The organism is Bdellovibrio bacteriovorus, assembly GCF_048286975.1.
GTDB lineage: Bacteria > Bdellovibrionota > Bdellovibrionia > Bdellovibrionales > Bdellovibrionaceae > Bdellovibrio > Bdellovibrio bacteriovorus_H.
The window spans coordinates 903,723-916,596 of record NZ_JBLVRT010000001.1; the positions used below are offsets into that span (position 1 = coordinate 903,723).

14 protein-coding genes are annotated in these 12,874 nt (G+C 50.6%); 7 read left to right on the plus strand and 7 right to left on the minus strand.

The annotated features are described in order from the left end of the window. Positions 1-34 precede the first annotated feature (34 nt). The 3 genes from ACNQKP_RS04440 to rimO are packed head-to-tail and all read left to right on the plus strand — an operon-like array spanning position 35 to position 2,722. The gene (locus ACNQKP_RS04440) at positions 35-709 is read left to right on the plus strand and encodes a ComF family protein (RefSeq protein WP_417863091.1); all 675 of its coding nucleotides are present in this window, start codon (positions 35-37) and stop codon (positions 707-709) included. Next, positions 702-1,352, plus strand: coding sequence for a LolA family protein (locus ACNQKP_RS04445; RefSeq protein WP_417863093.1), 651 nt, complete (start codon positions 702-704; stop codon positions 1,350-1,352). The genes ACNQKP_RS04440 and ACNQKP_RS04445 overlap by 8 nt, the downstream gene beginning before the upstream one ends. Beyond that, on the plus strand, positions 1,349-2,722 hold the full coding sequence (gene rimO / locus ACNQKP_RS04450; RefSeq protein WP_011166141.1) for a 30S ribosomal protein S12 methylthiotransferase RimO: 1,374 nt from the start codon (positions 1,349-1,351) through the stop codon (positions 2,720-2,722). Before ACNQKP_RS04445 ends, rimO begins: the two co-directional genes overlap by 4 nt. On the opposite strand, the gene ACNQKP_RS04455 is transcribed toward rimO, so the two are convergent. Next, on the minus strand, positions 2,719-4,011 hold the full coding sequence (locus ACNQKP_RS04455) for a tetratricopeptide repeat protein (RefSeq protein ID WP_417864089.1): 1,293 nt from the start codon (positions 4,009-4,011) through the stop codon (positions 2,719-2,721). The genes rimO and ACNQKP_RS04455 overlap by 4 nt on opposite strands. A 139-nt stretch (positions 4,012-4,150) precedes the next feature. Here ACNQKP_RS04455 and ACNQKP_RS04460 point away from each other — a divergent pair, with 139 nt between their 5' ends. From ACNQKP_RS04460 to ACNQKP_RS04470, 3 genes are all read left to right on the plus strand, one after another. Further along, positions 4,151-4,951 (plus strand): hypothetical protein, encoded by an 801-nt coding sequence (locus ACNQKP_RS04460; RefSeq protein WP_417863094.1) that lies wholly within the window; start codon positions 4,151-4,153, stop codon positions 4,949-4,951. A 131-nt stretch (positions 4,952-5,082) separates the two neighbouring features. Next, positions 5,083-5,436 (plus strand): DUF2203 domain-containing protein, encoded by a 354-nt coding sequence (locus tag ACNQKP_RS04465; protein ID WP_417864090.1) that lies wholly within the window; start codon positions 5,083-5,085, stop codon positions 5,434-5,436. Then, on the plus strand, positions 5,433-7,055 hold the full coding sequence (locus tag ACNQKP_RS04470; protein WP_417863096.1) for an NAD+ synthase: 1,623 nt from the start codon (positions 5,433-5,435) through the stop codon (positions 7,053-7,055). The genes ACNQKP_RS04465 and ACNQKP_RS04470 overlap by 4 nt, the downstream gene beginning before the upstream one ends. Positions 7,056-7,086: 31 nt before the next feature. On the opposite strand, the gene ACNQKP_RS04475 is transcribed toward ACNQKP_RS04470, so the two are convergent. After that, a complete protein-coding gene (locus ACNQKP_RS04475; RefSeq protein WP_417863097.1) occupies positions 7,087-7,398 on the minus strand; it encodes a hypothetical protein in 312 nt (103 codons plus the stop codon). Between the two features lie 51 nt (positions 7,399-7,449). Further along, the gene (locus tag ACNQKP_RS04480) at positions 7,450-8,067 is read right to left on the minus strand and encodes a PolC-type DNA polymerase III (RefSeq protein ID WP_374031572.1); all 618 of its coding nucleotides are present in this window, start codon (positions 8,065-8,067) and stop codon (positions 7,450-7,452) included. Positions 8,068-8,088: 21 nt separating this feature from the next. Here ACNQKP_RS04480 and ACNQKP_RS04485 point away from each other — a divergent pair, with 21 nt between their 5' ends. Further along, positions 8,089-8,448 (plus strand): 2Fe-2S iron-sulfur cluster-binding protein, encoded by a 360-nt coding sequence (locus tag ACNQKP_RS04485; protein WP_417863099.1) that lies wholly within the window; start codon positions 8,089-8,091, stop codon positions 8,446-8,448. Here the strand turns inward: ACNQKP_RS04485 and ACNQKP_RS04490 are convergent. Genes ACNQKP_RS04490 through ACNQKP_RS04505 form a run of 4 tightly spaced genes read right to left on the minus strand, consistent with a single transcriptional unit; the run spans position 8,445 to position 12,851 of the window. Beyond that, positions 8,445-9,656, minus strand: a complete 1,212-nt coding sequence (locus ACNQKP_RS04490) for a hypothetical protein (RefSeq protein WP_417863101.1) — start codon at positions 9,654-9,656, stop codon at positions 8,445-8,447. The two genes, ACNQKP_RS04485 and ACNQKP_RS04490, sit on opposite strands and share 4 nt — an antisense overlap. After that, positions 9,653-10,969 (minus strand): ArnT family glycosyltransferase, encoded by a 1,317-nt coding sequence (locus tag ACNQKP_RS04495; protein WP_417863103.1) that lies wholly within the window; start codon positions 10,967-10,969, stop codon positions 9,653-9,655. The genes ACNQKP_RS04490 and ACNQKP_RS04495 overlap by 4 nt, the downstream gene beginning before the upstream one ends. A gap of 2 nt (positions 10,970-10,971) precedes the next feature. Continuing rightward, positions 10,972-12,096, minus strand: a complete 1,125-nt coding sequence (locus ACNQKP_RS04500) for a helix-turn-helix domain-containing protein (protein WP_417863105.1) — start codon at positions 12,094-12,096, stop codon at positions 10,972-10,974. Then, positions 12,096-12,851 carry a tetratricopeptide repeat protein gene (locus tag ACNQKP_RS04505; protein ID WP_417863107.1) on the minus strand — a complete coding sequence of 252 codons (756 nt, stop codon included), beginning with the start codon at positions 12,849-12,851 and terminating at the stop codon, positions 12,096-12,098. The genes ACNQKP_RS04500 and ACNQKP_RS04505 overlap by 1 nt, the downstream gene beginning before the upstream one ends. Positions 12,852-12,874: the final 23 nt, after the last annotated feature.

Here is a 12,874-nt window from a genome sequence, read left to right on the forward strand (position 1 = left end):
GGGACTGTCAAAGAATTTGCAGTGACGCGAAAGAATGAATTCCTTGTTGAAGTTGCTTAAAGCCCGGCTGTCCGCCTGTCTGCACTGCGGATCATTGCAGGTGGTGCAAGCGGGTCTGTGTGTTCCCTGTCATGAGGTGCTGAATCACTATCCCCACAAATCGCGTCGCCGGCAGGAGTGGTTGCGGGCTCTATACTCGTGGAATCCGGGGGAAAGTGATCTGTTGTCGGCACTGGTGCTCAGTTTAAAAGGCCCGTACAACAAACAAGGCTGGGATCACTTTGCACAGCTGATGGTGCAGCGGAATGTGCCTCATCTTGGATCCGGACGAAGGCTGCACTTTGTTCCCGCACCGTCGAAGTCCGGTGCTGAAGATCATGCCTCATTGTTTGCCCGGGCACTGGCAGCTCACATGGGTGGCGTCTATTTTCCCTGTTTGCGCAAGGCCTCTTCGGGGAAACAACGCAGGGCCGACCGGGGAGAGCGAGCCTTGATCGCGATGGAGCTGGTTGAAAAAAATACAGAGCTGTCTAAAAACTCGACAGACATCCTCTGGATCTTTGTCGACGACATCCTTACAACAGGCTCTACAGCGCGCGCCGCCCGGCTGGCGCTCGGGAGTCCCCCTCACTTTGAAGTTTGGGTCTTGGCTGAGAGGGGCCTCTCTTGCGGAGCGTCCACGGATATGCTACAAAACCCGCATGCTTAGATCGACTCTTTCCCTGGTCCTGACATTCCTGTTTTCTTTGAGCGCTATGGCTGCCGTCACTGGCAACGGTGCTCTTCAGAAAGTCGCAAAAAAATACCGCACCACAAAGCTTGTGGAAATGAGTGTGGAAAAGACTGTGAAGTCTGAATTGCTTGGCAAAGAAACCAAGTACGACGGCAAGATCTATCTGGCGAACGGAAAGTTCCGCTGGGAAAACACCAAGCCGGAAGAAACTCTGCTGGTGTTCGATGGTAAAACCATCTGGAGCGTGCAGGTGCCGCCAAAAGAATTCGGCGGACCGGTACAGGTGGCAAAGGGCATCGTCGACAAAAAGACGAAATCCCACATCCTGATTTCTTCTTTGCTGGGTGAGGATCTGAACAAAAACTTCAAGATTCTGAAAGAGGAAAAAGACGGGGAGCTGGTCAACATCGAAGTGAAGCCGCTGAATGACGGCCTGACCGTGAAATCCCTGAAGCTGACAGTGAAGCCCAAGGACAACACGCTGCAGACGATTTCCTACCTGGACGATATCGGAAACCTCACAACCATGAAGTTTTCCGATGTGAAGTTCCTGAAAAAAGAAAATAAGAAACTGTTCAAATATCAACCGCCAAAAGATGCACAGGTAACCGACCTATGAAACAAGAGACTGCTCAAAACAAAAAAGTTCACTTTATCTCTCTGGGTTGCCCGAAGAATCTGGTCGACAGCGAAATCATGGCCGGCACTTTGATGAAAGACGGCTATGAAGTTGTGGGCGAGGCGGATCAGGCGGATACGGTCATCGTGAACACCTGTGGTTTCATCGAGGACTCCAAAAAAGAGTCCATTCAGCGCATTCTGGACATGAGTGACCTGAAACAAGAAGGCAAAATCAAAAAGGTTGTTGTCGCGGGTTGCCTGACCCAGCGTTATAAAGACGATCTGGTGGAAGGTTTGCCGGAAGCGGACTTGTTCGTGGGCTCTGGTGAGTTCCAGAACATCGCGAAGATCCTGAAAAACTCTGATGAAGGTGAAAAACAAAAGACCTTCTTCAACCTGCCGACTTATCTGCAGGAAGAAGCGACTCCGCGTGTGAACTCCCAGCCGGGTCACCGTGCGTATTTGAAAATCTCTGAAGGTTGCATGAAGCGTTGTGCGTTCTGCGCGATCCCTTTGATCCGTGGCAACCTGCAGTCCCGTTCCATCGATGCGATCGTGGCCGAAGCAAAATTGCTGGTTGCTGGCGGCGTGAAAGAGCTGATCATCATCAGCCACGATTTCACTGATTATGGTTTTGATATCCGTCGTAAGGATCCAACTCGCAAAGAAAGCCCGGTGGAGCTGTTGAAAGCTCTGGATCAGGTTGAAGGACTGCAGTGGATCCGTTTGATGTATCTGTATCCGGATGGCATCACACAAGAGATGGTTCAGGTTATCAAAAACAGCACCAAGATCGTGAAGTACTTCGACATGCCTTTGCAGCACGTGAACGATCAGGTTCTGAAATCCATGAACCGCAAAATGACCCGTGACGAAATCGAAACGGCACTGATGAACATCCGTGAACATCTGCCGGAAGCAGTGATCCGCACGCAGTTCATCGTGGGCTTCCCGGGTGAAACCCAGGAGCAGTTCGAAGAGCTTCTGAACTTCGTGGCGGAACAGCAGTTCGACCGCGTGGGTTGCTTCAAATACTCTCCGGAAGAAAACACTCCGGGCGGTCGTATGGAAAACCAGATCGACGAAGAAACAAAACAATACCGTCACGATGCTTTGATGGAAGTTCAGCAGAACATCTCCCGTGAAAAGCACAGCGACTTTGTCGGCAAAACTTTGCAGGTGATCGTGGAGGGCTTCTCAGAGGAAACAGACCTGTTGTTGCAGGGCCGTTTCTGGGGTCAGGCTCCGGATATCGACGGTGTGGTTCTGATCAATGATGGTCAGGCTCAGGTCGGTGACATGGTGAAAGTTCACATCACCGACAACATGGAATACGATCTCATTGGTGAGATCGTGGTGGAAAACTAGAACGTACAGTTTTCCGAGGCCTGTTCAAACTGGTCGGTCCATTTGCTGTTTTTCGCGTTTCTTAAAACTGTCGTGGCTCTTCTAAAGGCCACGGCATTTTTTTTATCAAATTTGCAGGCATTTTTGTAAGCCATCAGCGAAATATCATACTTGCGCAGCTCAAATGATGTGGTGGCAAGTCCCAGCCACGAGCGTCCGGCCTGGGCGTCGGCTTCAGTTCCCGACTTAAACACCTTCATTGCATCGATATAGTTCTTTTGCTCTTCCAGCAGGGCGCCATAATGGTATTGCGCAAGCTCGGACTTAGGGAAGTCACTGGCAGCCTTTTTAAGCGTCTTTACCGCAATAGCATCTTCCCCCAGGGCCTTGTAGGAAAGTCCTAGGTAAACGTAAGCGTCGGCGATTTTAGGGTCTTTCTGGATGGCTTCCTTGCAAGACTGCACGGCTGGCTCATAAGTGCCGTCGCGGGTGTTGATCTCGCAAAGTTTTCTGAGGTACTGCGGGCGCGGACCGATATTTTGCACCATGTCCTGCAGAAGGATGCGCAGCTCGTACAGGTTCGGCGTGTCACGCTTTTCGTAAAGCGTGATCAATCCGTCGTAAGCCGGTTCGTATTTCGCATTCAACTCGATGGATTTCTTGTAGGCTTCCATCGCGTCTTTGGTTTTGCGCTGAAGGATGTGGGCATTCCCCATCAGGTTGTAAGCCTCAAAGTCCTTTTCATCCTTGCCCAGAAGCACATTCAGGGAACGGATCATCTCGGTCGGCTCTTTGCGTTTTTCATGGGACCTTGCCAGGATCAAAAGTCCGCGGCGGTCGATCTTGTCGACGTGTTTCCACAATAGCAAAGTGACCTTTTCGTATTCTTCTTTTTTGTAAAGTTCCTCGGACAAGTCCACAATCAGGCGCGCATTTTTGGGGCTGGCGCGGATTTCTTTTTTCAGACGCTCAATTTTTTGCTCTGGTGTTTCATCTGTCGGAACAGCTGCGACCGGAGCGGTAACCGCCTCGGGCTTTGGCACGGTGACAGTTGCTTTTTCCGGAGCTGCCGGAGTGGCCGGTGCCGCAGGTGTGTCGACTTTCGGAGTCTCCACTTTGGGTGCCGTCACCGTGGGTTTGGTCACGGTCGGTTTGCTGATGGTGGGGGCGGTGGGTTTTACGACCGGAGGAGCCGGTGTCGCCGCCGGCTTCAGTTCCTCTTCAAAGAGAGAGAACTCGTCTTTGGTCTGCTCTGCCGCAAGGGCACAGGGCGGATCAATGACCAGAAATGAGACAAAAGCCAAGAACACAGTAAATATGAGTCGATTGAAATTCAGTCCATTGGGCATATACTGTATTATGACCTAAATGCTCTTACGAGTGAAGAAATCTCAACTTACATCTGGACTACCCAGCGAGCGAGGTCAGGCCGCGCTCGAGTATGTCCTTATGCTCGTGATCATTGTCGCATTATTGATCGGGCTGACGTCTCAAATTATCAAACCCATGGATGCTTTCATCAAAAACTACATGGGTTCTTACGTGCAATGTTTACTGGAGATGGGTGAGCTTCCTTCCGTGGGAAGTGAAGACACCACTGTGGCCGATGAAGGGTGCAACACCCGATTCCAGGCCGGAACGTGGGCGAACGGTCGTCCGCCGAATGGCAGTGGCGGCGGGGGCTCCAGCGGCAGTGGTTCGGGGTCCAATAAAGACGGCTCAGGAAGCGGCTCTGGCAGTGACAGCAGCAGTGGCAGTGGGGGCGGCTCCAGTGGCGGCACTTATGCGGGTTCCCAATCCCGTGGGGGCAGTCGTTTCATGAACCGGGGTCGTCGTCCGTCTTCCGGGGTGGAAACTGGCGGGGGAGCTCAAGGAAAGGTCGTTGAAATCGCGCTGGAAGGCGGCGGCAGCGGTGGATTCTTCCGCGGCAGCAGTGGTGGCAGCTATGGTCCTCGTCCCATTAAAACCAGATCTGTGGCGATTTCGGGGCTGACCGAAGCGGAACGCAAAAAACTTGAAAAGAAATCAAACGGTGAAGGAAAAGCCTCGATTGTATCCGGGGAATCGCTGACTCCACCGGTGAAGAAGCTTGCGGTGAAGAAACCACCGGTCAAAACCTTTGAAAAAGAGGAAGAACCGTTCACCATTGGAAATTTTATAAGAATTCTGTTCATCGTCGCCATCATTCTGGCGCTGGTCGTGTTCCTGGGCGGTCAGGCCCTGCAAATGTCGAAGAGTTTTGAAAAATAATCTGCGTCGCGTTTAGAAATTCTTCATAGAAATTCTTAAGTTGTCTGTCATGTCGTTAATTTCTTGAAACAGAACATTCTTTAAAGGATACAGCCTATCTGTTCAGTGATGGGGGAGTTCCATTGGAAAATGTGATTGAGATCAATCGCAGTAAAACATTTAGTTTGGATGAAGCACGTCGCTTGCTTCCCGTCATTTATCGCATGACCGAAGAGGCCTGCCGTGAGGTGAAACAACACCTGAACCGCATCGATGCCTATTCCGACAAAAGCCACCCTTCCGTGGCGGTTATTGAAACCCAGATCAACACTGTTATTGACCGCTGGCAGGTTAAGATTGAAAAGCTGGGCGGCGAGCCCAAGGGCTTGTGGATGGCTGATTTTGACAATGGTGATGGATACTATTGCTGGAAGTATCCAGAAGTTGAAATTAATCACTGGCACGGCTACCAAGATGGCTTTTCTGGGCGTATAACGATTGAATGAGAATCGCCGTCGCCCAAATAAATCCAGTTCTTGCTGACTTTCAGTTTAATAAAGAAAAGATCCTCGATTTCGTCAACCAGGCCGTTCAAAGAAAATGTGATCTGGTTGTCTTCCCTGAATGCACCTTGTTTGGTTATCATCCGTTTGATCTGCTGGAGCGTGAAAAGCTCGTCGCCAAACAAGAATCCGAATTCAAAGACCTGATTAAAAAACTTCCCAAAAATATCGGCGTGATCATGGGCTTGATCACCAAGAACCCGGCAAAAAAAGGGCGTCCTTATTTCAACAGCGCCGCTTTGATCGCCAAGGGTGAAAAGCCGCGCTTCTTCCACAAACAGCTTCTGCCGACCGGCGACGTGTTTGATGAAGCGCGCTTCATTGAATCCGGCGACCTTTCAAAAAACTATTTCAAATGGAAAGGGAAGAAGTTCTTCCTGACCATCTGTGAAGACATCTGGGCCTGGCCGGATGCCAAGGGGAATTCCGCTTACCGTGAAAACCCGCTGGCCAAAGTAAAAAAACAAAAGATCGACATGGTCATCAATCTGAGCGCTTCGCCTTACTTTGTTGGCAAGATGAAGCAGCGTGAATACGTCACCCAGAAAACCGCAGCGTATTTCAATGCCCCGATCATGTACGTGAATCTGGTGGGTGCGCAGGATGAAATCATCTTTGATGGCGGCAGCTTCGTGCTGGATAAAAAAGGCAAAAAACTTCTGACCTGCCAGCAGTTCAGTGAAGACATCAACGTGATTGACCTTAACACCCTGGAAGTCTGGAACAAGAATCCCAAACTTGAAGCCATCGAAGAACTTCGCCGGGCGCTGGTTTTGGGAATCCGTGATTTCTGTGAAAAGACCGGCATCAAGAAAGTTCATCTGGGTTTAAGCGGCGGGATTGATTCTGCGGTCGTGGCCGCTTTGGCGGTGGATGCCCTGGGGCCTGCGAATGTCGTGGGCGTGGGCTTGCCGGGTCCGTTCAATGCTCCACAAAGTCTGACTTTGGCAAAAGATCTGGCTTCCAATATGGGTGTGGATTTCAAAACTGTCGAAATTGGTCCGATGTATGAATCTGTGCTGAAGGCTTTGAACAAGGGCCTGGGGCTTGAGGGTTTCAGTATCGTGAATGAAAATCTGCAGGCGCGTTTGCGTGGTCTGACTTTGATGGCCTGGTCCAACAAGGAAAACAGCATGCTGCTGACAACCGGGAACAAGAGTGAATATGCCTCGGGCTATTCCACGTTGTACGGGGACATGTGCGGTGGTTTGGCGCCATTGGGTGATCTGACCAAAGCGCAAGTTTATGCTCTGGCCAGATACTATAACAAACAAGGTGAAGTGATCCCTCAAGAGATCATTGATCGTCCACCATCGGCGGAACTTCGTCCGAACCAAAAAGATCAGGACTCTTTGCCTGAGTACGATGATTTGGACAAGGCTGTGACTTATTTGGTGGAAAAATCAGGTCCGGCGAAATCAGCGACCGAAAAATGGCTGTTGCCTGTTTTGATGCGCACGGAATTCAAGCGCTGGCAGGCGCCGCCGATCCTGAAGGTGTCGCAGCACTCGTTTGGGCGTGGCCGAAGATATCCAGTGGCGCACCGAGCTCGTGAGATTTAGAAACTAAAAAGCCCCTTTGCAGGGGCTTTTATTATTTTGCACAGATGGCGACATTTCCACAGAGCTGAATGCATTCACGCTGGGCTCCAGCAACTGCACCCTCACATTCAGCTTGAGCGAGCATTCTCAGAACATGCTCCAAGCCGGCTGGTATATCGTTTTTACCCCCGACAGAGACTTCGTATTTATTTCTTTCGTCCGCAGTGATTTTGCAATCACCGAGACTTTTCACATAGAAAACGGCCTCTTCGCAGGTTTTAAGATCGGGAAAACTTGTTGCGGCCTGTAGGGAAGAAGCAAAAGTCAGAGTCAGGGTCGCGGAAAGAATCATCAATTTGTTCATGAAAAACTCCTATAGATCTGGGAAAGAAAAAAGGCCCCGAAGGGCCTGGTTCTAAAGACCTCCGAAGAAGTCCATTTGTTTTGGCTGGCGCACAATCTGCGGGAAGCGCAGTTCTGGTTTGCCAGTCAGAGCGATCAGGTTTCCTACCTGAGGTGCTTGGCCGCCGATAGAGATTCTTTTCATCATCTGGCTGAACATGTGGCCCAGATAAGTCGCATCTTCTTCAGCACGGTGGAAATTGGAAGTTGGGATTTTCAAATGCTGAACCAAAGTTCCCAGTTTGTAGTTCGGAAGACCCGGGAAGACTTTGCGGGCGATTGGCAAGCTGTCCAGGATCACGCCTTTTGGCGCTGCGGTTTCATGCTTTTTGATGTCAGCAATCAGGAACTGGGAGTCAAACGGCGCATTGTGCGCCACCAGAACATCGTCACCGCAGAACTCAGCAAAAGCCGGCAGGATGGAGTCGATCAGGGGCTTACCCTTAACCATGTCGTCAGAGATACCATTCACTGCCGAAGCTCCTGGTGGGATTGGGCGAAGTGGGTCAATCAAAGTGGCAAAGATCGCCTCAGGCTGGCCGTCGATAAAACGAACGGCACCGATTTCTACGATCTGATCTACTCCAGGAACTGTACCAGTGGTCTCTAAGTCAAAAGCTATGAATCTCATGAAAACATTGATACAAAATGGATGGGGCTGTTTCAACTAAAGAGTGTCCCCGTGAAGGAGTTCCTGACTGTGTCATCCAAGTCTGGAAAAATTATAAGCTTTTTGCCCGAAAATATTGATGTCTCGGTGAGTCAAAAGGATCATTCCGTTTTGGACGTGGCCCTGAGGGCGAAGGTGGCGCTGAACCACACCTGTGGAGGAAATGCGACCTGCGGAACCTGCCGGATTTTTGTGGTGAAGGGCCTGGAAAAACTGCCTCCACGCAACGAGCTGGAGCAGGAGATGGCCGAAGACCGGGGCTTTCAGCCTTCTGAGCGTCTGGCTTGTCAGATCGAGCCCGTGGACGGGCTCACAGTTGAAATTCCATTGGCGGATGATTAAGGGCGAACGTAAAACGGGTTTGTGTAAATCCACGTGATCCATTTTTTGGCGTCCGGGATGGGCAGCATCGGGCTGACACGCACTTGCACACGATAAGTTCCCGGTTCTTTCAGTTCAAATACTGTTTCAGGTTCATTCTTTCTTGCCACCACTTCACCATCTTTGATGATCATGATTTCGAAAAAGTCCTGAGGCTTCGCAGGCAGGGTTACTTTCAGACTCATGTTTTTGCTGAATTTCACCTCTGAGCCCATCATGTGGCTGTGATTGCCGTCTTCAATGGTTGCCGAGAATCCTTTTGGATCCCCCAAAGTGTCCAGCGCGATATAGAAGCTTCCGTTTTTAATGGCATTGAAGATCTTGGTGCGGTCGCTGTTAAAGCTTCCGGTCAGTTCGGACTTCAGCAGCACGTGATTGCTCATGAATTCAAAGCTGCGTTTATAGCTTGGGAAGCGAATGAAGTAATTTGCCAGCGGAATCGCGCGGGCCGAGGCTTCGGTTCCGGCATAGACCACCACTTTGCGTTGCTGGCTGAGTTTGTTCAAAAGTGCAATCTCATCCGTGGGTTCGGTGTAAAGTCGAACAAATGCCAGACGCGGATTGAATGGATAAATCAGAAGACTCCAGATGGTGGAGATCTTGGATTCGCCCCAGGCGCGGTTGATCAGACTTTTCATGTTTAAAAGTTCAAAACCATCCAGGCCTGAAGGAATTTCGCCGGACCAGGAATAACCCGCCTTATACGGGTGAGCCAGGATCGTCAGCGTGTCCTTGCTGGCGCCGGTTTTCTGTGACAACAGGTCTGAAAGCTTCACCTGAGCATCGCCAAGGTTTGCGCCGATGCTTTCCTGATTCAGGGAATAGTAAATCAAACGGGAATCCAGATAGCTGTATTTGCCGGCGTTAAAGACCAGCAGGTTCCCGTGATAGGATTCAAACGTCGTCGGGATATTGAAGATGTTGTAGTCGGTGAAGAAGATAAAATCCAGGTTGGCAAGTTTCGCCGAAGTGATGACAAAACTTGAAGTGGCCGACCCGCTGGAAAGGTCGGTGTGCACGTTCAGCACACCTTTATAGTCATACAGATTTCTTGAGGAATGTTGCGAAGTGATCTGCGGTGGCACCACAGCCAGTTCGTACTGATTCAGATAAAATCCGTACAAGAAGAAGGTCACCAGCAAAAAAGAAAGAGTTGCAATTACTTTCATGGTCTTGTGAATTCCAACAGGACAAAGTCAGGAGAGATTTTTCGAATCTCTTTCATCTGCCATTGTTGTTCGGAAATCCACTTTGGTAAACCATTTCTCTCGCGCTTCACTAAATAAAAAACTTTGCCCTGCGGCTCGGCTTCAGGAAGTGTGTCAAAGAAGTCGTAACGGCTGATTCCTTTGAGCTTAAACACCGGAACTTTGCTGAAGTACCAAAGTGAGGACGCCATTTGATAGCTGCTGGCATAAAGTGGACTCACTTCTTTGGCCACGCTGCTCAGTTCCTGGAAGACATAAGGCTCTTCGACTTTGTCACTGAGCTTGCGCAAGGACGGTGTGAACAAGGTTGCCAGCACCACGGCGACAATCGCGCCCCAGAAGATCACGTAAACTTTTGTCCACTTTTGCACCTTCGGATGGAATAGCGCCAATGCCAGGATCGCCGGATAAGCGATGATCGGCCAGTTGGCTTCCACCAAAGCGCGGAAGGAAGTGAACAGGAAGAACAGCAATGGACCCCAGCCGAAATAGAACAACCAGCGCAGGTCCTTGGGAACTTTTGCCCGCAAAGCAGCCCAGAAGATCAGGGGGAACACGATCAGGATTTGCCCAAGGATGTAGGAAAGGGTCCATTCCGGGTTGTAAGAGCTTTTCTCAAGACCGTGTTTGATCTGGAATTCAAACGACGCAAAGTCATTCTGATAATTCCACAAAAGAACCGGCGTGCAGAAGATCAGGCCGGACACCAGAGTCAGCAGGACCCCGTTCCAGCGCACATCCTTCCAGCGTTTTTCCACGGTCAGGTACGCCAGCAGACACGGTACGAACAAAACGATGTGATACTTTGAACAGAACCCCAGACCCAAAGCCACACCCAGCCAGATGTAGCTGGAAAGGGATTTGTTATTGATGGCCTGCAGAGCCAGCAAAATCGCCAAAGACCAGAAGAACATCACCGGCAGATCCGGTGTTACTATCAAAGAGCCAAACCCCAGAAGCGGGGAGAACAGCACCAGATACGTCCATACCTTGATTTTTTCAAAGTCGATCTGGTCTTTCAGGATATAGAACCACACGGCCAAAAGACCGTGACCCAGAATCACTGCCGGCCAGCGGACCGCGTGCATGAAAGGTTCAAGGAAGTGTCCAAGATAAAAAAGCCAGGAAACCAGAGGGGGGTGGTCGAAGTAGCTCAGCTGGGGGCGCTGGGCCCACACCCAGTAGTAAGCTTCATCAGCACTCAACGGGATGAGTGCTGAAAGAACAAGTTTCACCAAAAGGCTGATCCACCAGATGCGGAATAGATCTTTCAAGACTAGTAGCTCAGGCGGATAGGTTTACCAAGGTCACCCGGAATACCGATTTCTTTTCCATTCAAAATCAGATTCACAGCACCACCGTTGGAGAAATTAATCTTCAGACCGCTTTTGCTTTTGAAGGTGTGAACCTGCTCAGCAGAAAGACGGATTTTTTGAGGTTTGCCGTTGGGAGCGGAGTATTCGATCTCGACTGAATCCAAAGCTTCCACGATCAGTTCAACAGGTTTGCCGGACTCTGGTTTCGGACTCGGGGTTGGTGTTGGGGTAGGAGATGGCGAAGCCACCGGCGTCGGTGACGGAGTTGCGGTCGGAGTCGGGCTTGGAGTCGTTGTTGGTTTCGGAGTTGGCGTCGGTGAAACCGCAGGAGTCGGGGTTGTCACCGGAGTTGAAACTGCCGCAGTCGGAGACGCAGCTGTGGCTGCCGTGGACGACACCGGCGCCGTTGGCGTTGGTGTTGTCGTCAGGTTGCCCAATGGACCCGGAGTGGTGTTTGGTTCCACTTCAGTCAAAGTGCCGCCATCAATAGAGGTGTCGACCACAACCGGAGTTGCGCCTTCCATGGTTTGCGCCACTTCCGCACTTGGAACTTCGGCTTCCTTGGAATACTTGTCGATCATTTTTTTCGTGAACAGAATCAATCCCACCAGAACAATGCCCAGACCCAGAATGATGTAGGTCTTGGTGTTCTTGTTTTCTTTCAGGGACTGCATGCCGTGATTAGAGCTGGTTGGTGGCGGAGTCCTGCGAATCGGAGTGACCGTGGCTTCCGGGGCTGGAGCTGCTGCCGCTGCTTCAGTGGTGCCTTCTGTTGCCGGCTTTGCTTCTGTCTCAGATGTTCCCGCAGGTTTTGTTTCTTCTGTCTGACGGATGTAGGGCTTCGGTTTTGTGGAACCCATCTCTTCGTAGAAGACTTCAAGAACTTCATCAGAGTTCAGGTGCAGGAAGTTGGCATAGCTTTGTACAAAGCCGCGCAGGAAGGTCTTTGCTGGCAATTGGGTTTCATCACCCTCTTCGATGGCTTTAAGAACCTTGCTGCTGATTTTCAAAGAAAGACCAATTTCGTGCAGGGAGAGGCCTTTTTCCTCACGGGCTTTCTTGAGAAGTTCTCCGGTCTTTTTCATTAATGTCCCTTTCGAATCAAACTGAGCATTCCCTTGGCTTTGTCGCGGTACTTACCGGTGGGATAATATTTTATCAACTCTTCAAAGCGGGCGACAGATTTCGATTTTTCGCCCAGACGATAGTAGGAAAGCGCACTGTAGTAGTGAGGCTCATCAAAAAGGTTCTTCTGGCAGAACCCGATGGCGCGATCCAGAGCTTCAGCAGCACGACCATAGTCCTTTTCTTCAAAGAACGTACGGCCATAGTAGGTGTTGGCGATGCAGTCGTCGGTTTGCGTGTCCATGACTTTGCCAAAAGCAGAGCGGGCGGCGCCGTACTCTTTTTGGTTGAACTTCACCAGTCCCAGATTGATGTAGGCTTTTTCCGGATTTCCGTAAGTCAGGTCATTGATGACGGTGCGGATTTCTTTTTCGGCGTCAGCATAACGGCCGGCCTCAATCAGCACCCGGCCCAGATTGTTGCGGGCGTCCGAGTAGCGCGGTTCGAAATCCAGCGCCTGGCGAAGATGTTTTTCTGCCAGATCAAAACGATCGCGATAAAAGTACACCTGACCCAGATTGTTTTGGATGACGGGATTTTTTGGATCCAGCTCCTGCGCTTTCAACAGTTCCTGCAAAGCAAAAGGATAGTTGCCGCTTTCAATGTAAGTGGCACCCAAACGGAGGTGAAGTTCAGCTTTTTGTTTTTCCTGTGCCGACCGGCTGGCACAACCCAGCATGGTCAGGGCGCACAGAGCGAGAATCCATTTACGCATGCTAAAAAGGTATCATTAGAGGA